The following is a 24,005-nucleotide window of genomic DNA, read 5'->3' as shown; positions in this document are numbered from 1 at the left end:
AATTGTATTTTTTAGTTATAAGGAAAGATTTAGTCCAAAAGTATAAACCTTGGCCCGTGGGTAAGCCGAATAATCAACTCCAGGAGTTAATGCTGAATTATAAACAGAAACTTCTGGATCATTACCTGAATAATTAGTAATTGTAAATAAGTTTTGCGCAGAAAAATAAACCCTTAAGCTCTTTAGTTGAGCATATTTAACAAATTTACTTGGTAATGTATATCCCATATTTAGTGTTTTAAACCGAATAAATGAACCATCTTCAATAATTCTGTCTGAGTAAACAGATGGACCTTGTCCTCCAGCTCTAAAATATTCATTATTCGGATTGGTAGGTGTCCACCGATTTTCGTAACTAGCATATTGATTTGAACTGCCAGTTGATCCACCTTCCAATAATAAACGATTTACATTTAATAGTTTACCCCCATAAGAATATTGTAGAAAAACATTAATATCGAAATTTTTAAAACTTACGCTATTAGAAAATCCACCACTAAACTTAGGCAAAGGTGTACCTAGAATTGTTCTATCGTCATTATCAACTATACCATTTCCTGTTATATCTTTATACTTTATATCTCCTGGTTTTATAGTTGAACGTGTAGCCCCATTATTTGGAACCTCTGCTTTTAGAACATATACGCCGGGAGAAGTTTCGTCAAAATCGCTATATTGATAATTTCCATCATGAATAAATCCATAGAATTGGGCAACCGGTTGGCCAACAATAGCTATAAATGAAGGTGTACTTGCAGTAGCGAATCCGGTATTAAATCTGGTTGTACTTTGTAACTCGTTTTGACCATTAGTTAATCCCAAAATCTTATTGCGATTAAAGCTGATGTTGAAATTTGTGTTCCATTTGAAGTTATCTTTATCAATGTTAATAGTACCTAAAGTAAGCTCTAAACCTTTATTTTCTATACTTCCTATGTTTTTAAATGCTTTTGAATAACCTGTTGTAGCTGGTAAAAGTGCATTCAATAAAAGATCTCTTGTTTTCTTAATATACAAATCTGCAGTTAAAGTTATGCGTTGATTAAGAAAACCCACATCTAAACCTAAATCTGTTTCGGTAGTTGTTTCCCACTTTAGATTAGCATTACCTAAATCCGATGGATAAGCACCACCTGTAACCACCCCACCAGGACTGTAATAATCCTCTATTGTTTGTTGCAAAGCAGAAAAATAAGCAAAATCAGAAACTCTATTATTTCCAATATTTCCGTAACTAATTCTAATTTTAGCATCAGATAAAGGTTTAATATTTTTTATTAATTTTTCTTCGCTGATATGCCAAGCAAAAGCTCCAGAAGGGAAATATCCCCATCTGTTATTGGAAGAGAATTTAGAAGATCCATCCGCTCTAAAATTTGCTGTAAATAAATATTTTGATTTATAGTTATAATTGAATCTGCTTAAATAAGACAATAAATTATTACGAGAGTCCGCAGAAGTAATAAGATTAGGCGTTCCTTCATCTAAGCCACTTATACCTAGTGATTCATTAGGAATAAAGTTAGCAGATGCGCCATAAACAAAAGAAGTATTACTTTGAGCAGTAAAACCTAATAAGGCATCAAAATTATGACCAGATTTTAGCTTTTTCTTAAAGGTTAGTGTATTTTCGTTTACATAATTATCTAAACTGGTATTAGTTAAACTACCATTTACCCCTCTAGAACCTAATGGACTTTTAATGTTACCTGTAACTGTTTGAGAATTGTTAAATCTTGCACTTTCATTCCTACTGCTATTTAAACCACCTGTAATTTTAAGAGTAAAACCTTTAAGGAAACTATATTGTAAATAAGTATTAGCAGTTAGTTGACTATTTTTTCTAGTGTTAAGTTCATTATTTGCAGATAATATTGGATTCCATTGGTAGTTAGTATTGCTTACAACATCAAGATCTTGAGCATCAGTAAGTAAATCATCTAAAGATTGGGACCCACTTGCCAATGGTCTGTAAGTCCAGGCTCTTACTAATAAATTAAATGCTGTATTACCACCCCCACTAACTTGAGTTCCATTTGTAGAAAGATTGCTATAATTAGTATTTATACCAACTTTAAATTGTTTCCCTAAGTTTTGATCGAGTACAATTCTACCTTGATAGCGCTTAAAATCTGAATTAATGATAGTACCTTGTTGATTTAAAATATTACCTGATATAGAATATTTAGTTTCGTTATTTCCACCACGTACAGATAGGTTGTGGTTTTGCATAGGAGCCCCACGAAAAAGTTCTTTTTGCCAATCAATACTTGGTTCATTACGATAGTCTTCTATTGTTTTACCATTAGATAAAAAGGCAGTAGTTGCTAATGTAGGATTAATCTCGAACTGATACTTTACGTATTCATAACCATCCATTACCTTAATGTTAGAGGTATTATTTTGAATACCATAATAACCATCATAAGCTACCACAGGCGCACCAACTTTACCTTTTTTTGTAGTTACAATAATTACCCCATTTGCACCTCTAGAACCATAAATTGCAGTTGACGAAGCATCTTTTAAAACTTCAATAGACTCTATATCTGCAGGGTTTAAAGAGTTATTATTATAATTTTCTATAGGGAAACCATCAATTACATATAATGGCGAATTATCTTGAGTAACGGAGTTACCTCCTCTAATAACGATGTTTGGTGCTTCGCCTGGTTGCCCACTTGGAGAAGTTACTTCTACACCAGCAATCCTACCTGCTAAAGCATCATCAAAAGATTTAACAGGTGCTTTGTTAAGTTCACTAACATCTACAGACCCCACCGAACCTGTTAAGTCTTTTCTCTGTACAGTACCGTAACCAATTACTACTACCTCATTTAAGGATTTTGATTCACTCTGTAAGGTCACATTAACAACAATACTTTTAGTTAGGGTAACCTGCTTTTTTTGAAAACCCAAAAAGCTAAATTCCAAAATATTTGCTTTTTCGCCTGAGGGTATGGTTAACCCGTACTCTCCGTTTACGTTAGTTGTTGTGCTAATTTTTGTTCCAAGCAAAACAATACTTACTCCTGGCAAAGTCTCCCCTTCACTATCAACAACTTTCCCTGTAATTACTCTATCAGCCATTTTAGATGTTCTCTCAATATTTAAAACGTCTATTGCAAAAGCTTTAAAGTTGGGGATAGAAAAGACCATCATCATTAATAAAGTAAAAATGGATTGTCTTATTTTAAAATCTAAATTTCTAAATTTTTGTTTTATCATGATTTATAATTTTGGTTTATATTTTGGTTTAAAACTTTGTGATTTTATTGTACCTTAACATTGCTTCTAAAAAATAATAATCTGCATAAATGAGTGGAACATTTACTTCAGAATCCTTTTGCATATTCCCAACACTATGCTTTAATAAAAAATGATTATTTGTGCCAGGATTAGCTAAATAATTGTCACTAGATAAGCTAACTAACATGCCTGCTGCTTCGGTTACATATTTAGTTTTAAGTTTAGCATCACTATAGGTGCTCAATTCTAATAAGGCAGACGCCATAATTGCAGCTGCAGAAGCGTCACGGGGTACTGGCTGGTATTTTAAAACGTCAAAATTCCATTCGGGTTTATAACCTGCTTGGCCAACATTAAAATCCCAATATGGAATTTTATCTTCTGGTAAATTAGGGCTATTAAGATAAAAGTTTGCCATTTTTTGTGCGGTAACTAAAAACCTTTGGTCCTTAGTTTCGCGATAAACAGTAGTAAAACCATAAACTGCCCAAGCCTGTCCTCTGGCCCAAAGCGAGTTATCAGAAAACCCTTGTACCGTTTTTCGATCTAAAACCCGACCCGTATTTTCATCATAATTTACCATGTGGTACGAACTATAATCTGGCCTAACATGATTGCGCATGGCGGTTTCGGAATGCTTAATTGCAATGTTTCTGTAAATAGGATTTTTTGTTTGTTTAGAAGCAAAAAATAATAATTCCAAATTCATCATATTATCAATAATGACAGGAAATTTCCAAGTCTGTTTGCCATCTGGAGAGGTTCTTTCCTTCCATGATTTAATAGATTCAACTTTAGGAGAGTATCTGCTAATTAATGATTTTGCAGACTGAATTAAAACAGGGATAAGCGTAGAGTCATTAGTAAGTTTAAAGGCATTACCATAACTGTTATACATCATAAAACCTAAATCATGATGTGTATTATTAAATTGGTTTTTTTCTAAAGACTTTGTCCATTTCATTGCGCTTTTTTTCCAAAAACTATCTTGTGTATATTCATACATATACCATAAGCTCCCTGGCCAAAAGCCCCCTGTCCAATCACTTATAGGAACAAACTTAAGTTTGCCATCTATATCTGTTGTTCGGGGATAAAAAGCTAAATTTTTGGATGATTCCAGCATCCCTTTATATTGAATGGCTGCAGTATCAAAAACATGATCAATGGGTGGATTAATTTCCTTTTCATTATTTGAGAATGAAAGTAAAATCACAACTAAAAAACTGATAATAAAATATTTATATCCAGAGATCATTTATATTAGATTATAACTTTTATTTAAAATTTGTTATTGTTAGAAATTTAAGGCTTGGGTAATTGCCCATCCTTCAGATTTAATTTTACTGGCATTGGGTCTAAATACCACTCCTCCAACTGCAGATGCAAACCAACCTGTTCCACTATTATTTGTGGAACTGTTAACCAATTTAATTTCTGAATATCCATGTCCCCTATTTTTACATCCTTAATAAACCAGGTTCTTTGTGGATTATCTTCATGAGCCGCACCATCATATTTAAAAGCAATATAAAATGGCTTTCCTTTTTTAACTAAACCAGAAACATCTATAGGCCCTGAATTTTCAAATATATCATTAGATGATAGTTTAACTTTTGGTGCTACATTTTCCCAAGTTGCCTTCCTAACGTTTTCTTCGTTATAGTTGCCATCAAAATCACTTGAGATTAATACGCTCATCTGATTTTTTTGCTTTCCATATTTTACACTCGATGAAAAAGAGAGTTCATGTTTACCGTCTTGTTGGTAAATTTTAATTTTTCCAGAATTATGCGTGTTATTAATTTCTCTTTTTTGAGGAGATAAATAGCCAATAGCCAGGACAGCTGATAAGATTACAACTAATTTCATGTTTTAAAATTTTTAGTTTATTGTGATTTTTTTAACAAGTTGGGTTCCATTTACAACTAATTTACCAATGTAAACTCCCTTATTTAAAGCATTGTTAGCAATTTGAAAAGTGTTATTACCGCTTTCTAACTTTTTATTAAATTGATCAATCGTTCTCCCCAATATATCAGTTAAAGTAAATGAAACATTAGATGAGTTAGTGATATTAACATTAGCCATTAAAAATTTATCGTTATTTTGATAAAGGACAAACTCATCATCTTTTAGACTCATTTTCACTGTTTTAATTTCTGACAATGAAGACTTACCATCAAAATCTACTTGGCGTAATTGGTAATAATTAACTCCGGTTTGTGGGTTTTTATCTATAAAATTATAGTTTATTACACCATTAGAATTCCCATTTCCTTTTACTTCACCTATCTTAACAGCCAGAGGCTGATCATCTGTAAATCTTAAAATATCAAAATGAGAATTATTTTGTTCTGATAAGGTTTGCCATTTTATAAGTGCATTACCATTTTCTGTTGTAGCATTAAAAGCAGTTAATGATACAGGTAAAGTAGACATCGCTAATTGCATACTAATTTTACTTAATGTTAGAGTGCCATCGTTACTTGCAACAGAACTAGTTTGACTATTATTACCTGTAACTACCATAGAATTAATTGCAGTGCTTATAGCTAGTTCATTTGCTGGGAAATTAAAATCGCCTGTGGCTTTTTCTACACGTACTCCATTAGCCCACAAATGATAGTTACGAGTAGGTACTGTATAATCTACGCCTCCTCTTTTATAAGTTTGGCTAGTTGAAGTATTATTACACATTAATTCTAATGCGTAATTAGCACTTCTATTAAACTGAGTAGAAAGAGCACTACTATAAGCTATTGTAGATCCTGCATCTGGCTTTATCCTATATGATAGGTCCATTTTTGTTGCATCGGTAGCATTAATGGTAAACTTAAGAACAGCAAAAAGTTCTGGTGATGAGGTAGTACCCGAAGCACCAATTCCAGTACCGTTATTAAAAAGAGAAGTAGTTGTAGTAGAATAACCAGATGCTAAAGTCCAATCTGCCCTTGTTGCTACATTATTTTCAAAATTTACAGTTGTGAAAATAGTTGTTAATGCAGTAGCTCCTGTTGCATTATACAAAGAAAATTTCCCTACTGTACCTGCACTGGAGGCTTTAAATTGGAGACTATCTGATTTGCTGTTGTTTAATAATGTAAAACTTGGAGTTCCTGTAGAACCAGTACTAACCCTTGCATTTCCTGATATGGGTTTAGGTAAAAAGCCTGCGGTAGATGTTGAAGAAATTGAAGATACAGAAGAACCAGAAAAAGTATTACCAGCATTTCCTGTTTCAGTACCAAAATTATAGACCCAATTATAATTACTACCGGTTGTGATAGTCCAGGTAGCTTGTTGCCCAGATACGGCAAAAACACAAAAAAATAAAAGGGTGCTTAGTAAAATCTGTTTCATAATATGATTTTTAAATTAAATAATTGGTTACAAGATTTATGTGGCAACAATCGCTTTTATAGAATGGCTACTACATTATTATATTAAACTTGAGGGGAGGCATAACGCCCAACTTACACACTTATTAATATAATTGGTTGCAATAAAATTAGAGGAATTACATATGGGATGTAAGGGAGAAATGTATTATATTTACATGCTTAATGTATTAAAATATGTCTCTCCCTTATATTTAGCCCCCATTTTAATGATTATCAACATTATTCAATAATCAGTTTTGCTTTTTGATTATCAACATTTAAAATGTAGAAACCAGGTTTTAATGATTTTGTATCTATCACCATTTGATTGGTCCCTACCTTAGCCAATTGACTTAATTTTAAAGAAATTTGACCAATTGAATTAACCAAAGTAATATCTACAGTTTTAGATTTTGGCGAATAATAATTCACAATAACTTGTTCTGATGCTGGGTTTGGATAAATTTCAAGATTTGGTAAAGCTTTTGGATTTAAATCAGATAGTACAATATCTTTAATCAATTTAACTTGGGTATAATTTCCTTGGTTTAAAACAAAGTCTAATTTATAACCTTCTACAGTATTATTATAGCTTACCGTATTTCCACTAAACGGAGACGAGCTTTCTAAAAAGCGTAATCCTTTGGTTAATGTTACACTCACATTTGATGGCGCAGCGTTCCAATCTACCGATGGTTCAGAGACATTAACAGTATTCAAATCAGGATTTGTAATTCTAACAATTAAGGTGTCTTTTACCTCTTTGGTAATTATTAAGCATGGCTTTGTTACTTTTTCTATGTATCCAATCTTAATTACAGAATCGCCTTCAAAAAAAGAATAAGCTGAAGTATTACTAGGTTTATATATTACTGCATGATATTTAAGGTTATTAGCTAATACCTCATAAACTTTACCTTGATTAACAGAATCTGCTAAAGCTTGCATTTTAGCGGGTGTTGTAGCTGGTACAACTACGTATTGATAAGTTGCATTATTAGGATTTGAGCCATGGTTTATCCATGCTTTACTGGCATTTGCAGATGCGGTATTTGTTGGTGTATTACTGGTATTAATTGGCGTAGCTTGTAAACCTCTAAATAATTGAACTTGATTATTCCCTGTTGGGATAAAAAAGCCTGTTGTTTGTCCGTTAACAATCCAATTAGAACCTGATGTAGGTAAATTGGTGTTACCATTTGAAGTAACCGGATTTGAATTATTTATATAAACTTGGGTTTGTTGATGAATGGATAGATTGGAAGAGATTTGTAGCCACATTACCACCACTACCATTTATTTTACTTCCTAAACAAACAAAAATAGAATCGAAAGCAAAAATAGATTTTCTAAATGTTAAGTTATTAGAGGTATATCTACCACCAGCATCCTGAACAAAATCCATAGCAAAAATACCATCTTTACCTGCTGATAATGCTCCTGCAAAACTTAAACCTTGATATTCCTCTTTTGTACTATTTGAAGGTGGACGTAAGTTGGCATAATCTGAAAGATGCACAGAAGTAGTTCCTGGCATTACATTCCAATCCCAACCATCTCCACCAGATATATAGCCTGTTGCGTCCGAAGTTTCATAAAGTATATCTAGTGCTCCATAGCCCTGGTATCTTCCGTAACGATTGGCATTTGCATAAATTTCTGTCCCAAACATTTTGTTTGTTAAACCTTTGGCTATGGCAACCCAGTTTTTACTTCGCTTTATGCCCAACTGCCCATAATTAAACTGATGAAAACCATCTAAATTAACCACTGGCACCCCGGTATACTATGTTGTTTTGTAAAAATAGTTGTAAAGAGACGCTGCCTCTGGTTCAATAGATTGATTTATGATATCCCCACCAACTATAACTAAATTTCTAAAATCAGAAACTTTTACCACAGACGATTGGTTGAAAGGAAATCTCCCAGAGGTAGAATTTGCTCTAACTAACCCTTTGTTCAGTTCCAAAAACATTACTTTAACTGCTTTTAACATGTAATTGTAGGCTTCTAAAGAAATTTTAAAAGGTGTAGCTCTTAAGTTGTACGCATGTTCAATCCATGTTGCATAAGAATACATATAGTGGAAATACTTAGATTGATGATGAAAACCTAAACCATCAGGCTTTAAACCATCTCTTCCACCATCTCCAGGTTCAATCACCTGTGTCATAAATCGGTCTATACATTTTAAATCTCTTGCAATTTCTGTATTATCATTACTTAATAAAGTCAGTTTAATAATATATTCCAACTTAAGATGTATAAAATCCATGTTATTTCTAACTAGATACTGATTGCGATATATCTTGTTATATTCGTTAGACCACTTTAACATTTTAATTAAATCTCCTTTTACAGTAGCATCTGTAATCAAAGGCACTACTCCCAGGAAATTATCATTAAATGACCTTACATTAGTGTAGCTATTAGTAACCATTACGTTTCTACCTCCTTCAGCAACTCCCTGATCAATTAAGTATTTTGTAAACAAGGTTAGTGTGTCTAAATCGCTTTGAGCATTGCTGTAAAAGTATTTTCTTGCAAAAATGTTGCAATATTTAGAAAATTTAACCAAGCTGTCCTGATCGCTATCACTTAATAATCCTCTTGTGTAATATAGTGTACCACTACTTAAACTAGGTCCACAATATTTGTAATAGGCTCTTGCTTCCGATAATTCTATTGCCGTAACATTTGTTAACGTAGTATTGTATCTTCCTTTAATTGTATTGATACCTGATAATTCAGTAGAATTTGGGGTTATTAGTGCAATATCAGGTGTATTTAACCAGCTACTTAAAGGTTGCCCCCCTGCCAAAGAAGATGTTATTTGAAATTGTGAATTATCTAATAACATGTGAGTACCGGGATAACGGCTGTCCGTATCGCCCACCCAATCAATTTGATCTAACCAAATTTGCCTGCTTCCTGTAGTGCCAGACTTTTTCTTAAATATAAATTTAACTGTAGATAGGTCAAAGCCAGGTAAAGCATTTCCACCGCCATAATCGGTAACCAGGTTTCGATGGTATTCTCGCCAACCCACAAAATTTAACACGATATTTCCAGTCCTTTTTACAGCACCAGAGCCGTCTAAAAATTGCACTATTAATGTATCTGAAGCACTATTGGTGTTTGTGTAAATATAAAAATGAGTACCACTAGTACTAGCATTACCAGTTTGTGATGTAGTTATACCTAAATTACTAGCAGTTAATGTTTGATTGCTTGTAGGTGTCCATTTTAAAGCATTTGTACCGCTCTTAAAGCGTGTAGTACTTAGCGCCAAATTCCCTGTACCCGATGTAGTTGTCCAATTACTTGGTACTACAGTTATGCCATCAAAAGTGATTTGAGCTTTTAAATACCGCGTACTACAAAGTAACATTAGAAAAAGTAATGCTTTCTTCATTTTAATTTAATTTTGGTTTAATTGGTTTTTTAAATGATTTAAGCTTTGGGAAAAGCTTAAATCATTATCCAATTTTACTAAAACATAAAATCAAAACATCATGATGATTGTATCACAAAAAAGGGTCTAATGTGTTAATTAATAATTTTACAACAAATCTTTAAATAATTAGTCTTTTACCAGCTCATTACTTTTTAGTCTTTCATTTAATTGTTGTAAATACAAAGATTTAGGAACCATATGTTTCTCATCACTAAAAATAAATCCATCTCCAACAGTTGGTAAACTGTTATATTTAAAATTGCTATTAGATATTTTATTCAGTTTCATCACTCGTTCTTCAATAGATGAATTAGTACTCCATTTATCTTTTAACGCAACTGTACCAAAAGAAAAATTTTGTGCTGTAGGTGGTTTCATTACAACAGCAAGTGGTGTAATGCAATTCCATAAAACCATTTGTGCACCAGCCCAACCATGTCCTGATCCAAAAGCCCCTCTGTTAGATAAGCTAAAACCTGCATCTGGTCCAGAAAGTGAGCAATTATCAAAAAGGGTTCCTGTAGCCCATCTTTGGTGGGGTTCTGAATTAGCATGGCATAATTCTGCTTTGTTATTTACAAAAGCATTTGGACCAGCAACTTGAGCACCCATCACAAAATCATGTCTTCCGTTTCTGGCGTAACAATTATAAACTAAACATTGTTGTCCGCTGATTGTATAGGCATAACGCCTTCCTCCAGTTATTATACTTACCGGATCTAAAAAACTACAATTTTGTATAGTAATAAGCCTACTTTTAGCACCGCATACAAATCCAAAAGAGAATACCTTCGTTTTTACATTATCAACCCAGCTATTTTCTGCGTTTATAAATTCTAAACCAGTCCAGCCATGTTCTTCATCAGCAAAATAGGTATTTAAATCCTTGTCTTTTTCTACAACATTTACATTAAATACAGAGGTTAAAGATAAATTTGCAATGCCAACCTGAGCTAATCTTTTATTGTATTTGTATTTATAAACTAAACCCCCTCCAAATTCTTTTTGCAAAGCGTTAGTAAGTGGAATATCAACAGTTATTACATTTTTATCAATGCCTGTAATTTTACGTTCAAATTTCAGATTCTTTGATCCCGGCTCCCATTGAACTGTTGTGTTATATCTTTTTTTATCGTCACTTACTTTACCATTTTTTTGATAATCTGCTACTTGATCTGCACTTAATTCACTTATTGGTCGCCAGTTGTCTTCTAGTTTATCCATACCAATAAAAGATATCCACTCAGCTGTACTTGGTCTTTCAACTATTATAGCGTCACCCACTTTAAAGCAGGATGCATCATTAAGCAATAATTTATTTGTACCAGATGGCACATAATCTGCAACAACTTGCCTCTTGGTTTTATTATCCATTTTGGCGCTTTCTTGTTCTCCTATTTTTATAAGGGTATATTGTTTAGCGGTGGTAGCAATTAAAATGGTATTTCTAGCTTCTCCTTTTTCGCCTATTAAAGCCACACCAGAGTTCTTAATCACGAGACTTTCAGATAAATTATATTTACCTGCCCTTAACAAGAGAGCACCCCTTATTCCATTTTCATCAGCTTTAAGTTTCCCTATACTGTCTAATGCAGTTTGTATGTTAATGGTATTATCACCAGGTAAAGGGCTTAAGATTTTAACAACTTTAGGGAAGTTGATTTTAACACCTCCACCCATATAACCGCTGTATGAAAAATCAGGAATAATATCTCCTTTTTTTGTATAGGGCTGATAAACCAGTTTATCTGTTTTGTTATCTATAAATAAAATACTTTTTTGTGCTTGTGCAAAGGCAGGCCATGTGAAAGCTAATAGAGCAAAGAGTTTAAATATATAATTCTTCATTTCATTTTTAATTTATAAGAAACTTATCTTATTAGGATTCAAATTTATTTTAGGCTAGTTAGTGGTTTTTGGCTTATACCATTGAGGACCGCAATTATCAGCATTTGGCAATTTCACCTCCTCTATTTTTTCAGGATATTCAAAGGCACCTATTAAACCTTGCTTTCTTGGTATTTGAAGAATATCTTTTTCTACATATGTAGGAAGTTTTCCAATAAGCCTGCTATAAGGCAAATTAAACAAACCATTAGACTTATTAAAAACTGGATTTAAAATTATTTTATCATTGAATAATATTTTACTTTCTAGTACAACAAGATTATTAATTATAAATAACTTACTTATATCCTGAGGCGGTGTACTCCATTCTTCACTCTTTGGAGAATAGATTAAATTATTACATACATTGATTTGTTTTGGTAATACAACAAGCGCTTTATCAGCTTGAATAGTCCCAAAATTGAAGGGTAGAGCACAATTTACAAATGTATTATTAGCAATTTCCACATCTTTTACTGGCTCATTTTGTAAAAGTGTTGGGTTTAAATGCCCTGCAATTAAAGCAATTGAAGCTGTATAAGCTGTATTACCAGCTACTTTATAAAAAAGATTGTTGTAAACTTTATGTCCAATAAAATGAATTTTTACTCCACTTGATTCTTCTTTATTGTTTGCAAGAAAATAATTTCCATAAACTATATTTCTTTCCCCATGCCTTAAAGAAACACCACCAGCACATTCATAAAAATTATTACCTCTTATAATATTATCACTCGACTTAACTGAAATAATTTCATTTTCTCCGTCGCAATGCTCAAAATAATTGTCTTCAACTAGAGTATTAGAACTCAACATTTGCACTTCTCCACGGGCAATTCGAATAATTTCACCGCCGTTATCATTATAAGGCAGTCTTTTTGCGAAGTAATTGTGGTTTATACTATGGAAATTTTTATCTCCTTTATCGGCATCAATTTCCACGCTTAAAACTACTCCTAAATCTGTTTTCCCTTCAAAATAACAATATTCAACCGTATTATATCTACCATATAAATCAACCCATTGTTTCCTTATTTTTTTATCTGGATTATTAAAATCAACAATAGCACAGTTGCTTAAAACCGAATATGAGGCATAATTTCCACCATCATCTTTAAACTCTATGGCATTTTTACCAATTGGCTCACCAGAAGTAAAAAGCAAGTCTGAAACTTTTAAGTAGCTACCTGATAATTGTAGAGAAGATTTGCCACAAATAATAGTTTTACTTGGTATTGCTGCCCTCAATTGTATTAACTGGTTTTTATCTCCGTTTGCTTTAAATATCAATTTTACATTTTCCCAGCGGCCTTCTGCCATAATTATCTGATCGCCAGCTTTTACACTTGTTACTGCTTTATTAAACTGAGGCAGGTTAGCTACATAATAATCTTTAGCTAAAATAATTTGAGAATTGAACAGTAAGAAAGAAATTAAAACACCTTTAATAAATGTATTTCTTTTACAATGAGCTATAGAGCCGCAAGTCTTAAAAAATATCATAGTATTATTATAAAACATTGTTCAAAAACAAAACAATCTCACTAATTTTTTCTTTGGCAATTAAATTATACTGTGCATGCCCTTTGTCTTTTAAAATCTGTAATTGAGTGTCTTTAGATCCAATCGCAGCCATTCTTTCTTTTAATGCATAAGCATAAGCTACATTTATAGTATTATCAATATCGCCATGATAAATTAAAATTGGAGGTGCATTTTTTGAAATTACCTTTGCATCTTCTAAACCGCCCCATAAGCTTACAACTGCCTTTATAGGTAATACTTTTTGTTTAGAAACATAAGCTACATGCAAGGCTGTCATTGCGCCAGCTGAACCACCACTAATTGCTATTTTATCTGTATTAAAACCAAACATTTTGGCATTATCTTTTATCCATTGTAAGGCAAAAATGGCATCTTCGGATGCGTTATTAATGGCTTCGTTTAATACTGGGTGAAATGATCCGTTAGCGGGTAAACCCTTAGACATATTGCCCGAACAGGATGCACCACTTACTTTTTTATATTTTAAAGTTAAACGATAATTAATAGAAACTACTGCAAAGCCTTGTTTAGTAATTTTAGAACAAAAATCTGTTAATCCTTTATCACCTCCGGTAAATCCGCCACCATGTATAAAAATAAAAACAGGTAGTGATGTTTTGCTTGCATCATTTTGTGGTAAATATAAATCAAGAATTCTATCACTGGTAGAATCAAGAGCAATTGCAGGAATGGTACCGTACCTAATATCTTGAATTAAGGTTATTTTATCAATATTTTTTTGTTTTTGAACAGGTGGCACATAAGTATTTTTGGTAATTTCTTGTGCTGTAACTTTAAAAAATAGGAAAGTAAAAAAAAATAAAAACAGTGAACTCTGTAAATTACGCATATGTTTAATAATTGGTAAATTAAAAATTAGGAGATTTAAAATCTATCAAATTTAACCAGACTTTGAGTTTACAGTCTTGTTAATTGTATCATTTTATGGTGTCATTTGTATTAAAGAATTATAACCAGCTTACTAGTTATTAAATTGTTTCGCAAACTCTGTTGGGTTAAAGCCAAACTCTTCCTTAAAACATTTTCTAAAATAATTTACATCTTGAAAACCTACCATATATGCTACTTCATTAATATACATTTTTTTCTGTTGTAACAATTGCGAAGCTCTTTGTAAACGAATGTATCTGATAAACTCTACCGGACTTTTTGCTGTTAAAGCTTTTAGTTTTTTATAAAGATTCCCCCTAGTCATCCCAACATAGGTACTTATATCCTCCACACTAAGAGTTTCTAAGGCTATATTCTTCTATGTATTTAATTATACGCTCTATAAAAACATCATCAAAACTAGAAATAAGAGTATTTGTAGGTTCTAACAAAACTTGTTTTTGAAACCTTGATTGCATTTTTTGCCGATTCAATATCAGGCTCCATACCTTAACCTCTAATAGGTCTAAATTAAAAGGCTTTGATATGTATTCATCGGCTCCGTTTTCTAAACCTTGAAGTTTAAATAAAAGCGGACTTCTTGCAGTTAATAAAACAATAGGGATATGACTGGTATTTATATTTTCTTTTAAAAGTTTACATAACTCAACTCCATCCATTTCAGGCATCATTACATCGCTAATAATAACTTCTGGAATATTTTTTAAAGCTTCTTCATATCCAATTCTACCATTTTCTGCAATGTAAACTTCAAACTCAGATTTAAAATGATTTACCAAAAAATTGCGAACGTCAATATTATCTTCTACTATCAACATTGACAACTTCTCTACGCCATGATTTGATTTTATCTTATTTTGTAAATCTTCAAAATTTCTTTGCCTATTTAATTTATAGTCTTTATAATTATTAATATTTTCTGTTTGAAGATAATTATCGGCAATTTCAGATTTTTGTAGGTGGCTATTCCCTAATGGAAGTTTAACCTTAAAACAAGTGAAGCCATTAACACCGTTAGAAGATGGAGTACTTTCTACACTAATTTCGCCATGATGAAGATCTACTAACTCTTTAGCAAAAGCTAATCCTATACCAGTACCAGATATATTATTAAGCATACTATCTTCATGTTTTAAAGCTGTAAAGATGGTTGGTATCCTTTCTGAAGAAATACCGCTACCATTATCAGTAATACTTATTAATACTGTTTGCTCTAAATGTAATTTCTCAACTTTTACGTTTATTTCACCATACTCTGGAGTATATTTTATAGCATTAGAAAGTATATTATAAATTACCTTCTCCATTTTATCCCTATCAAACCATGTTTCTACACTTTCTTCAGAAGAGGAAAAAGATAAATCGATATTTTTTTCTTTTGAAAGATTAGAAGAAATTACTACAATTTCTTTCAGAAATCTTACCATGTTACCTTTTGCTGCTTTAAGATTAGTTTGGGCTGCATCAAAGCCTCTAACATCTAATAATTGATCAATCAGATTGAGTAATCTCTGTCCACTTTTATTCATAATATTTAAGTGATCATACCAAACTGGGTTATTTTCATGTGCTGATAAAAGCTTTTGTAAGGGAGCTAATATCATGGTAATAGGTGTTTTAATCTCATGAGAGATTTTTATAAAGAAGCTTAATTTTTGCTCGGCTAACTCTCGCTCTTGCTTGGCAACGTATTGTTCATAAGTTATTTTACTTTTTAGGCGTTCTTTATATTTTGTGTAAGAATAAAATAAGTATAAGAGAAGTAAGAAAATGACTGCATAAATGGTGTAAGCCCACCAAGTTTTATACCATGGCGGAAGAACCTTAATAATTAATGTCCTTGATTTTTCTGTCCAGACACCACTATTGTTGGCTGCTTTTACTTTAAATGTATAAGTTCCGGGATTTAGGTTGGTATAGGTTGCCTGGCGTTGGTCATTTACATAATGCCAGGTATCATTAGCAAAACCTTCAAGTATAAAAGCATATTTATTCTTATCGGGATGTACATAATTTAATAAAGAAAATTTAATAGTAAAAGAGGCTTTGTCGTATGGTAAAACTATTTCTTCAGTCTCATCAATAGATTTTTCTAGAATATTATTTTCTCCAATGGTTACAGACCTCCCTAATATTGAAAGCTCAGTAAATATAATGTTTGGCTTATTATTGTTAACAGAAAGTTGATTTGGGAAAAACGTACTTAAACCATTAATACCTCCAAAAAAAAGTTCGTTCCCTAATCCACGAAATACAGAATTAGACAAAAACTGGTTACTTTGTAAACCATCTTCTACAGTATAATTAACAATTTTTAAGTCCTCAAATTTTAAAGGATTAGGGGTTATTTTAGTTTTTACTTTAAAAAGCCCACCATTTGTACTTAACCATAAAGCTCCTGATTGATCTTCTATTATTGCGTTAATGGTATTGTTAAACAATCCATTACTTTTATTTAAGGTTAAAAATTGTTTCGATACTGAGTCGTAATAATTAAGCCCTCCACCATCAGTACCTATCCATAATCTCCCTTTACTATCTTTGTATAAACAAAGAATATTATTACTACTTAAGCTACTTGGGTTTTTCTTGTTATAAACATAACTAGTTATTTTACCTGTTTTGTAGTCAAGATAATTCAATCCTGCTCCCCTATTTCCTATCCATAAACCATTTTTATCACTCTTTAAAGCAGTTATTATATTTGAGTTTAAATAATCTTTCTTATTAGTTTGATTATTATAAAATTTTATTTTTTGCCCATTCTTAAATAAGTATAACCCTCCAAAATTTGTACCTATCCATAACCCATAATTACTATCTTCAAATACATATTGATGTATAAAAGCGGGTAGGTTAAAATTATTGATAAAATTAAACGGCTCAAATAAGTGGCTATTTTTATTAAATTTTAATACTCCACCCCCTGTACTTAACCACAGTATATTCCTATCTTCTGCATCTTGATGAATAGTTTTTACAGTATTAAAAATACTATGATCTTTTCCGTATTTATAGACTGCAATGGTGTTTAATTTTCTATTCCAATAATTTAAACCTCCGCCATCAGTTGCCAACCAAACATTCTTATCTGGTTCTTCAAATATGCTATTTACCTCCTTATTTGATAATTTTGAAACGTCTTCTTTTGCATGTCCTTTGTAAGAAAAATTCTCCTGGAAATTATAAACCAGATTAATACCACCTGAATAGGTACCTAGCCATATATTTCCTTTTTTATCTTTAAACAAAGATCGGATGGAAGCTTGACTTAATGAGATTTGTGAATCTTCATCTTTTTTATAAGTATAATTTTTTATGCCATTACTAAAAGGATTAAGGATGCTTAATCCAAATTTAGTCCCAATCCATATTTCTCGTTCATTAACAATTAAAATGTCTCTTATTGTATTAGACAGTAATCCATTTTTTACTGAATAATAATCAATTTCTTTGTTACTCTTATAATGTAAAACCCCATCTGCTTCAGTAGCTAACCAAAAAGAACCATCTTTTTGATATTTTACAGTTCTTATCCAAGAATTTTTAACAGCTTGTTGTAAATTTGGATATGGAGAAACTAACTTTCTTTTACTGATATCATAAAATAATAAACCAGCAAATTTGCCAATCCATAATAGATTGCCTTTATCTATGTAAAGAGATTGTACTCGCGAATCTCCGTTTTGGGAATTTTTAAAAGCTAAATCTTTAATTTTACCAATTGAAGGATCTAAATATTTAACACCTTCATCAGTCCCTAACCAGATAATTCCGTTTGTATCTTCTACAATACTTGAGACAGCATAAGATTTATTTCTTTCATTTGGGAACGACTTAAATTCTTCTAAATCTCTATCAAATAAATTTAAGCCCGAAGTAGTCCCAACCCAAAGTTTTTGTTTTTTATCCTCAAAAATTGCGTTTACTTTATTATCGCTTAAACTTTTTGGATTTCTTCCATCATTTCTATAAATCTCAAAATTATAGCCATCATATTTATTCAATCCATCCCAAGTGCCTATCCATATTAAACCTTTATGATCTTGAAAAATAGTAGTTACTGTATTTTGCGAAAGACCATTATCAATAGTGAGGTGCTTAAATTTTATATCACCAGCAAATAGAATTTTTGCTGAAAGTAATATCAATAAGATAAAGATTGTATTTGATTTTGGTAAAAACAAAATTGGTTATTATATTTTTTTAAACTTAAATATATTTTTTTAAAAAAATCAGCATTAATATTCTATGAAATAGAAGATTTTAAAACTCAATAAGTCATTTGCCTTTACTATTTTAATTAAAAACCTAAGCTAGATTTTTAATATCCTAACTATTCTTTTTAAAAATGATGCTGCTGTATTTAAATTAAAAATTATTTAAGGTCAAGCTTTTTTAACTATGATATAAAAAAAATCAACAATTAATTTTTACCTCAAATATTGACCAACATTTAAGCTAAAATCGTATGACAAACTCAAACAACTTAAATCCCTAATCATCCAATAACTCACACCACTTCCCTTTTTCTGAAAATAATCTTTGAATGGTTTTCACACAAATTGATTCTGTTTTAATCCTAAGAATTTTATCACAATCATCCAGATCAAAGTTGATTTGAGCTGAAGGAAATAATAGCATCAACTCAAATACGAAACTGTTTGCTATTAATGAATCCACAATATTTGTTTTAAAAACCTCAACCTTCATATTCTTATTTCCTCAATTATATTGATACAGGATATGGGTTTAACTTGTGATAATAAATATAAGAGATTGCTAAAATAACCACGAAAATTAAAGGGAAAAATGTTTGAGTGTTAGTAATTCCATCAACAGCAGCATGAGAGATAGATGCGAAAATAAAATCAAAGGTAAAACCGGCATAAGCCCACTCTTTAATTCTCGCTTTAAACGCTGGAATTATTAAAATCAATGTTCCACAAACCTTAAAAACTATAAGTGCTATGCCAAAATAAGCTGGATATCCCAAATGTTTAATTCCTTCTTTTGCCAATTCTGTATTTGCTGTTAAAGCCGGCATTACGCCCTCAAATAAAAAGATGATGGTTGTGGTAACCCAATAAATAATTTTTTCTTTTTTCATAATTTTAAAACTTAGTTCTGATTTTTAGCTGATATTTAAACTCACTATTTAAATTATCCCTGATAGTGCAAAAGCCACCTATTGCCATATTGATCCGTTAAATCTCCAAAAGTGGCGCCCCAAAAAGTTTTCTCTAATGGGTGATCTTTTAAACCTTTTTCCGAAAGTTTATGATACATTTCATGTACCTGATACTCAAATTCACAATTTAATAGTAGGGAAACATTGTTACCATTATTTAATCCGTTTTCATTCACCATATCAGACGCCATTATTTTAAGATTTCCTGCAATCAGACTACTATGTAAAATAGCATTTTTCATCTCTTTAGGCATTTGCTCAGCTAACGGCGATTCTCCAATGGTTTGGAACTCTAAATTACCACCCAAACATTCCTGATAAAAACACATTGCTTCTTTACAGTTTCCATTAAATGTGAGATAGGTATTTATTTCCATATTAAGATTCTGATATTTCTTTTACTATTTGTAATGAGTTAGGGAACGTTTTTTCAAAAAAATCGGCAAATTCCTCATTAGAATCTACTGAAATTAATAAATCTGTTTTACCATCTTCATCAAAAAGTTGATATTGCTCAATTGCTTCACTCCAATCACCTTTTAACTTTTCCCCTTTTTTAAGCTCTCCCAAATGTTTAAACTTCATTTCAGAAGGCTTGTCCAATTTTTCAATTAAACTATACATGCCGTTTTCATCTTTATCTAAAAACAAAATCTCACTTCCTTCTTTCCAATCACTTTTTGCGTGTGAAGTTTCAGAAAAAATACTTGTCCACCTGCGGTAGTTTGCATCTGCCCACAACGCATCCCAAACTTTTTCTCTATCAGCATTTATGCTGATTTTAAATTCTAACTTTTTCATTCTGATTAAATTTATGATTTAACATTAAAACTTTGTGTTTCGCAAAATCAAATACAAATTGTTGATTTTCATTTATTTAAATAAATGATTTTTCTGCGTAACTTTTAAAATTATTTAAAATAGTTTGCCAGCCGATCTGTTGCATCTCAATAGAATTTTCATTCTCAGCATCAAAAATTTCAGTAATTTGAGTGCTATTTCCATTACCTTCAAAAAGTATTTCTACTTTTCTTTCATCACCAAGTGTGTATGCAATTTTCTTAAACTCTTCAACTTCATCATAAATTCCGCAAAAGTCAAACCCGAAACTACCGTCTTTTGCCTCCATCCTTGAAGAAAATTTTCCCCCAACAATCAAATCATTTTCTGCAGATGGAGTATGCCAATCCTCAGAAGCGAAATTCCAATTAATTATGTGCTTAGGATTTGTCCATAATTCCCAAACCTTTTCTATTGGTAAATCAATAATATTTCCTATAGTTATTTTTGTTGTTTCCATTTTATTCTATATAGCATTCAAATGTATAAGGATAAATTAATTTTATCTCTGTGAAAAAACGACAATAGAAGGGCGTATTGCGACAAGTTTTTGTATCTTTAATTTATGAAAAGAGTCAGTATACTTGTTCCTCAAACAGCAATAATAGAAGCTGTTGCCGACCCACATTATATGTTTAATGCTGTTAATCAGTTTTTAAAGATTTCTGGAAAGGAACCTTTATTTGAGATTAATTTAGTTGCATTAGAAAAAGAGGTTAAATTGAATGGTAGCCTTTTTACTGTCCATATTAATCAATTATTAAAAGATGTAATGTCAACAGATTTAATAATTATCCCTGCAATAAGTGGCGATATTTCATCTGCAATTGAATTAAACAAAGAATTATTACCGTGGATTGTGAAGCAACATGAGCAAGGTGCAGAAGTAGCTTCATTGTGCGTGGGAGCTTTTATTTTAGCTTCCACAGGTTTGCTAAAAGGTAAAAAATGCTCTACCCATTGGAATTCTGCAAACGAATTTAGAACAATGTTTCCTGATGTTAAGCTAGTAGATGGAAGTATCATCACCGAAGAAAATCGCATTTACTCTAGTGGAGGGGCAAACTCTTACTGGCAATTATTACTGCATTTGGTAGAGAAATATACAAACCGTGAAACTGCAATTCTGGCTTCAAAATATTTTGCGATAGATATTGACAGAGAAAGTCAAAATGCTTTCGCGATGTTTAAAGGACAAAAAAATCATAAAGATGAAGAAATAAAAAAAGTGCAACAGTATATTGAACAAAATATTGAAGACAAACTAAATGTTGAGGATTTAGCAAATGGAGCTGCTTTGGGCAGAAGAAGTTTAGAAAGAAGGTTTAAATTGGCTACAAATAATTCTGTTTTAGAATATATACAGAGAGTTAAAATTGAAGCCGCTAAACAAAGTTTTGAGAACAGCAGAAAAAATATAAGTGAAGTAATGTTTGATGTTGGCTATACCGATACAAAAACTTTTAGATCACTTTTTAAGAAGATAACAGGCTTAACACCAATTGAGTATAGAAATAAGTATAACAAGCTAGAAATAGCAGTTACAGAAATGGTTAATTAATATTTTTGATCTATTTATATTTCCAATATTTATTTTCCATCAATTTTATGTAAGCAATCGCTTCATCGCTAAAAACATGTGGCTTTTCCTTATCTTTTTTAGCGGCTTTATTGTATAGGTAAATAAACTCAAATGGATTTTGGATATTTTGCATTAATCTCTTTTTATAACCTTGCCTAACTACAATATCAGTCATATAATAACCGGGGCAATGCCCGCTAGTCCACCTCACTAAATTTCTATAATCCTTTTCGGTTTTAAATATTTTGCCTTCTGATTTTTGCATCTCTATCAAGTTGATATCCACTTGTGCAACTATACTATCTGCCTGAAAAAGCTCAAAATCTTTATAACTCATTCCCATTGGCAATTCACCCTGGTATTCAATATTTACTACCTTATCAATCATATCAGCAGTTCCCTCGTTTAAAGTTGCATTTATAAAATATATAATGCCTAAATCTTGCTCATCTATTTTAGGGAATGTGATAGGCTTTCTTAATACATGATGCATCTCATGCCCTAAAAGCCCTCCCATTTTTAATTTATCTTGATTATATAAAGTCCATAACGTTGTTATAACAATTCCATCGCCTGCAATGGCATCATTTTCTATCCCTAAAAAGTGAATATCTATTTTGCCATCCTTATTTTGCAATTTTTTGGGTAGCCACTCAAAAGAATTTTTATAAATTAAAGGAATATAAGAAGGGTTAATTAGTTGATTTTGAAAAGCTTTTAATTCTTTCTCATATTTTTTATAAACATAAACCTTGTAGGTGAGCCAATATGAAGATGGATCTTTATCAATTGCTACCACTCTTTTAGCCAAAATATTTTCATTTTTAGACATATAAACCAACTGTATGGTTTTTCTTAATCGTTCTAGATAATCATTATCAAAACCTTGGTTTTGTACATAAATTTTATTTGGTTCTATATCTAAAAAATTTTTCCAGGTTATTAAAGAAAGAGAATCACCGCTTTTAAGAGGCTCAATTAATTTCCAATAGGCATCTAAAGGGGCAAAATCTATAGTCTGGGCTTTTGAAACAATTTTGATGTTAAGTAAACAAACAAAAATTATAACTCCTTTAATTAATTTTTTCATGAGATTTCATAATATTTAATTGCAATGATACAATTGTTTTGAATTAGAAAAAACTTCAATTTTAAAATTTTATGCAAACTTTATAAGCTTTTAATCATACTAAATATGAATTTCATTATACTATTTGATTTATAGTTTTTAATGTTCAGTTTTAAACAATGTTACACCCAGAAAAACATTTTACAGCTTCAGAAATAGTTCGTGATGTAATTATCGGAATGTCTGATGGCTTAACAGTCCCGTTTGCGCTTACTGCTGGCTTAAGCGGAGTTTTACATTCAAATAGTTTTATTATCACTGCAGGTATTGCAGAAATTGTTGCAGGTTCTATAGCTATGGGATTAGGTGGTTTTTTATCTGCAAAAACTGAATTGGAACATTATCAAACAGAATTAGATAGGGAATATGCGGAGGTAGAAAGAATTCCAGACCAGGAAAAAGAAGAGGTTAAAGAAGTTTTTGCAACTTATGGATTAAGTGAATCTTTACAAACTGAAATTGCAGAACAACTAAGCTTAAATAAAAAACTTTGGGTAGAGTTTATGATGCGTTTTGAATTAGGTATGGAAAAACCAAATCCTAAACGAGCTAAACAAAGTGCTTTAAACATAGGGATCTCTTATGTATTAGGTGGATTTATTCCGCTTTTAGCTTATTTTTTTACTGATACGCCAGAAGAAGGCTTAATGATTTCTGCAGTAATAACCATTATTGCATTATTTATATTTGGTTATATAAAAACAAAACTAACCGGACAAAAACCATTAGAGGGAGCTTTAAAAACTGTTTTAATTGGTGCTTTGGCAGCTGGCGCTGCTTTTGGAATTGCAAAATTGATCACTTAAATACAATGTCTAGATTCATTTATT

General features: G+C 31.5%; 20 protein-coding genes. 2 read left to right on the top strand and 18 right to left on the bottom strand.

Translation table 11 applies throughout. The annotated features are described in order from the left end of the window. Positions 1 to 15 precede the first annotated feature (15 nt). The 17 genes from A5893_RS08015 to A5893_RS07935 form a co-directional block, all read right to left on the bottom strand. Entirely contained in the window at positions 16 to 3,228 is a 3,213-nt protein-coding gene (locus A5893_RS08015) for a SusC/RagA family TonB-linked outer membrane protein (protein ID WP_232456823.1), read from the bottom strand. 28 nt (positions 3,229 to 3,256) lie between these two features. After that, positions 3,257 to 4,507, bottom strand: a complete 1,251-nt coding sequence (locus tag A5893_RS08010; protein WP_068822014.1) for a glycoside hydrolase family 88 protein — start codon at positions 4,505 to 4,507, stop codon at positions 3,257 to 3,259. 47 nt (positions 4,508 to 4,554) lie between these two features. Then, positions 4,555 to 5,121, bottom strand: coding sequence for a DUF5017 domain-containing protein (locus A5893_RS08005; protein ID WP_068822013.1), 567 nt, complete (start codon positions 5,119 to 5,121; stop codon positions 4,555 to 4,557). A gap of 12 nt (positions 5,122 to 5,133) precedes the next feature. Then, positions 5,134 to 6,612 (bottom strand): T9SS type A sorting domain-containing protein, encoded by a 1,479-nt coding sequence (locus A5893_RS08000; protein ID WP_068822012.1) that lies wholly within the window; start codon positions 6,610 to 6,612, stop codon positions 5,134 to 5,136. A gap of 260 nt (positions 6,613 to 6,872) precedes the next feature. After that, positions 6,873 to 7,928: a T9SS type A sorting domain-containing protein gene (locus A5893_RS07995; RefSeq protein WP_082911368.1), complete on the bottom strand. Its 1,056-nt coding sequence runs from the start codon at positions 7,926 to 7,928 to the stop codon at positions 6,873 to 6,875. Then, positions 7,852 to 8,409 carry a polysaccharide lyase family 8 super-sandwich domain-containing protein gene (locus tag A5893_RS07990; protein WP_068822010.1) on the bottom strand — a complete coding sequence of 186 codons (558 nt, stop codon included), beginning with the start codon at positions 8,407 to 8,409 and terminating at the stop codon, positions 7,852 to 7,854. The genes A5893_RS07995 and A5893_RS07990 overlap by 77 nt, the downstream gene beginning before the upstream one ends. A 9-nt stretch (positions 8,410 to 8,418) precedes the next feature. After that, complete coding sequence (locus A5893_RS07985) at positions 8,419 to 10,047, bottom strand: chondroitinase family polysaccharide lyase (RefSeq protein ID WP_068822009.1); 1,629 nt, start codon at positions 10,045 to 10,047, stop codon at positions 8,419 to 8,421. A gap of 168 nt (positions 10,048 to 10,215) precedes the next feature. After that, positions 10,216 to 11,937 (bottom strand): hypothetical protein, encoded by a 1,722-nt coding sequence (locus tag A5893_RS07980; RefSeq protein ID WP_068822008.1) that lies wholly within the window; start codon positions 11,935 to 11,937, stop codon positions 10,216 to 10,218. Positions 11,938 to 11,991: 54 nt separating this feature from the next. Continuing rightward, positions 11,992 to 13,479: a polysaccharide lyase 6 family protein gene (locus A5893_RS07975; RefSeq protein ID WP_157687524.1), complete on the bottom strand. Its 1,488-nt coding sequence runs from the start codon at positions 13,477 to 13,479 to the stop codon at positions 11,992 to 11,994. Positions 13,480 to 13,486: 7 nt separating this feature from the next. Beyond that, positions 13,487 to 14,371 carry an alpha/beta hydrolase gene (locus A5893_RS07970; RefSeq protein ID WP_068822006.1) on the bottom strand — a complete coding sequence of 295 codons (885 nt, stop codon included), beginning with the start codon at positions 14,369 to 14,371 and terminating at the stop codon, positions 13,487 to 13,489. Between the two features lie 132 nt (positions 14,372 to 14,503). Then, entirely contained in the window at positions 14,504 to 14,764 is a 261-nt protein-coding gene (locus A5893_RS07965) for a helix-turn-helix domain-containing protein (RefSeq protein WP_068822005.1), read from the bottom strand. 1 nt (position 14,765) lies between these two features. Further along, complete coding sequence (locus A5893_RS07960) at positions 14,766 to 18,584, bottom strand: hybrid sensor histidine kinase/response regulator (protein WP_157687523.1); 3,819 nt, start codon at positions 18,582 to 18,584, stop codon at positions 14,766 to 14,768. 346 nt (positions 18,585 to 18,930) lie between these two features. Next, the gene (locus A5893_RS07955) at positions 18,931 to 19,146 is read right to left on the bottom strand and encodes a hypothetical protein (protein ID WP_068822003.1); all 216 of its coding nucleotides are present in this window, start codon (positions 19,144 to 19,146) and stop codon (positions 18,931 to 18,933) included. Between the two features lie 16 nt (positions 19,147 to 19,162). Next, a complete protein-coding gene (locus A5893_RS07950) occupies positions 19,163 to 19,543 on the bottom strand; it encodes a DoxX family protein (RefSeq protein WP_068822002.1) in 381 nt (126 codons plus the stop codon). A 53-nt stretch (positions 19,544 to 19,596) separates the two neighbouring features. Further along, positions 19,597 to 20,001, bottom strand: a complete 405-nt coding sequence (locus tag A5893_RS07945) for a VOC family protein (protein WP_068822001.1) — start codon at positions 19,999 to 20,001, stop codon at positions 19,597 to 19,599. Between the two features lies 1 nt (position 20,002). Then, on the bottom strand, positions 20,003 to 20,425 hold the full coding sequence (locus tag A5893_RS07940; RefSeq protein WP_068822000.1) for an SRPBCC domain-containing protein: 423 nt from the start codon (positions 20,423 to 20,425) through the stop codon (positions 20,003 to 20,005). A 76-nt stretch (positions 20,426 to 20,501) separates the two neighbouring features. Further along, positions 20,502 to 20,924, bottom strand: a complete 423-nt coding sequence (locus A5893_RS07935) for an SRPBCC family protein (protein ID WP_068821999.1) — start codon at positions 20,922 to 20,924, stop codon at positions 20,502 to 20,504. Between the two features lie 105 nt (positions 20,925 to 21,029). Here A5893_RS07935 and A5893_RS07930 point away from each other — a divergent pair, with 105 nt between their 5' ends. Next, the gene (locus A5893_RS07930) at positions 21,030 to 22,025 is read left to right on the top strand and encodes a GlxA family transcriptional regulator (RefSeq protein WP_068821998.1); all 996 of its coding nucleotides are present in this window, start codon (positions 21,030 to 21,032) and stop codon (positions 22,023 to 22,025) included. A 10-nt stretch (positions 22,026 to 22,035) separates the two neighbouring features. Here A5893_RS07930 and A5893_RS07925 read toward each other — a convergent pair whose 3' ends face one another. Further along, positions 22,036 to 23,136: a DUF5700 domain-containing putative Zn-dependent protease gene (locus A5893_RS07925; RefSeq protein ID WP_068821997.1), complete on the bottom strand. Its 1,101-nt coding sequence runs from the start codon at positions 23,134 to 23,136 to the stop codon at positions 22,036 to 22,038. Between the two features lie 158 nt (positions 23,137 to 23,294). Between A5893_RS07925 and A5893_RS07920 the strand changes: the two genes are divergently transcribed. Next, on the top strand, positions 23,295 to 23,981 hold the full coding sequence (locus A5893_RS07920; RefSeq protein WP_068821996.1) for a VIT1/CCC1 transporter family protein: 687 nt from the start codon (positions 23,295 to 23,297) through the stop codon (positions 23,979 to 23,981). The last annotated feature ends 24 nt before the right edge of the window (positions 23,982 to 24,005 follow it).

This window comes from Pedobacter psychrophilus (genome assembly GCF_001652725.1).
In the GTDB taxonomy this organism is placed as follows: domain Bacteria; phylum Bacteroidota; class Bacteroidia; order Sphingobacteriales; family Sphingobacteriaceae; genus Pseudopedobacter; species Pseudopedobacter psychrophilus.
Note: the sequence above shows the minus strand (reverse complement) of the source record. Positions and strands in the feature narration are given on the sequence as shown.

Coding starts and splice junctions, on each gene's coding strand:
- A5893_RS07975 (WP_157687524.1), bottom strand. CDS start 13,479: ATGATATTTTTTAAGACTTGCGGCTCTATAGCTCATTGTAAAAGAAAT.
- A5893_RS07935 (WP_068821999.1), bottom strand. CDS start 20,924: ATGGAAACAACAAAAATAACTATAGGAAATATTATTGATTTACCAATA.
- A5893_RS07920 (WP_068821996.1), top strand. CDS start 23,295: ATGTTACACCCAGAAAAACATTTTACAGCTTCAGAAATAGTTCGTGAT.
- A5893_RS08000 (WP_068822012.1), bottom strand. CDS start 6,612: ATGAAACAGATTTTACTAAGCACCCTTTTATTTTTTTGTGTTTTTGCC.
- A5893_RS07985 (WP_068822009.1), bottom strand. CDS start 10,047: ATGAAGAAAGCATTACTTTTTCTAATGTTACTTTGTAGTACGCGGTAT.
- A5893_RS07995 (WP_082911368.1), bottom strand. CDS start 7,928: ATGGTAGTGGTGGTAATGTGGCTACAAATCTCTTCCAATCTATCCATT.
- A5893_RS07950 (WP_068822002.1), bottom strand. CDS start 19,543: ATGAAAAAAGAAAAAATTATTTATTGGGTTACCACAACCATCATCTTT.
- A5893_RS07945 (WP_068822001.1), bottom strand. CDS start 20,001: ATGGAAATAAATACCTATCTCACATTTAATGGAAACTGTAAAGAAGCA.
- A5893_RS08005 (WP_068822013.1), bottom strand. CDS start 5,121: ATGAAATTAGTTGTAATCTTATCAGCTGTCCTGGCTATTGGCTATTTA.
- A5893_RS07980 (WP_068822008.1), bottom strand. CDS start 11,937: ATGAAGAATTATATATTTAAACTCTTTGCTCTATTAGCTTTCACATGG.
- A5893_RS08015 (WP_232456823.1), bottom strand. CDS start 3,228: ATGATAAAACAAAAATTTAGAAATTTAGATTTTAAAATAAGACAATCC.
- A5893_RS07970 (WP_068822006.1), bottom strand. CDS start 14,371: ATGCGTAATTTACAGAGTTCACTGTTTTTATTTTTTTTTACTTTCCTA.
- A5893_RS07955 (WP_068822003.1), bottom strand. CDS start 19,146: ATGAAGGTTGAGGTTTTTAAAACAAATATTGTGGATTCATTAATAGCA.
- A5893_RS08010 (WP_068822014.1), bottom strand. CDS start 4,507: ATGATCTCTGGATATAAATATTTTATTATCAGTTTTTTAGTTGTGATT.
- A5893_RS07930 (WP_068821998.1), top strand. CDS start 21,030: ATGAAAAGAGTCAGTATACTTGTTCCTCAAACAGCAATAATAGAAGCT.
- A5893_RS07940 (WP_068822000.1), bottom strand. CDS start 20,425: ATGAAAAAGTTAGAATTTAAAATCAGCATAAATGCTGATAGAGAAAAA.
- A5893_RS07925 (WP_068821997.1), bottom strand. CDS start 23,136: ATGAAAAAATTAATTAAAGGAGTTATAATTTTTGTTTGTTTACTTAAC.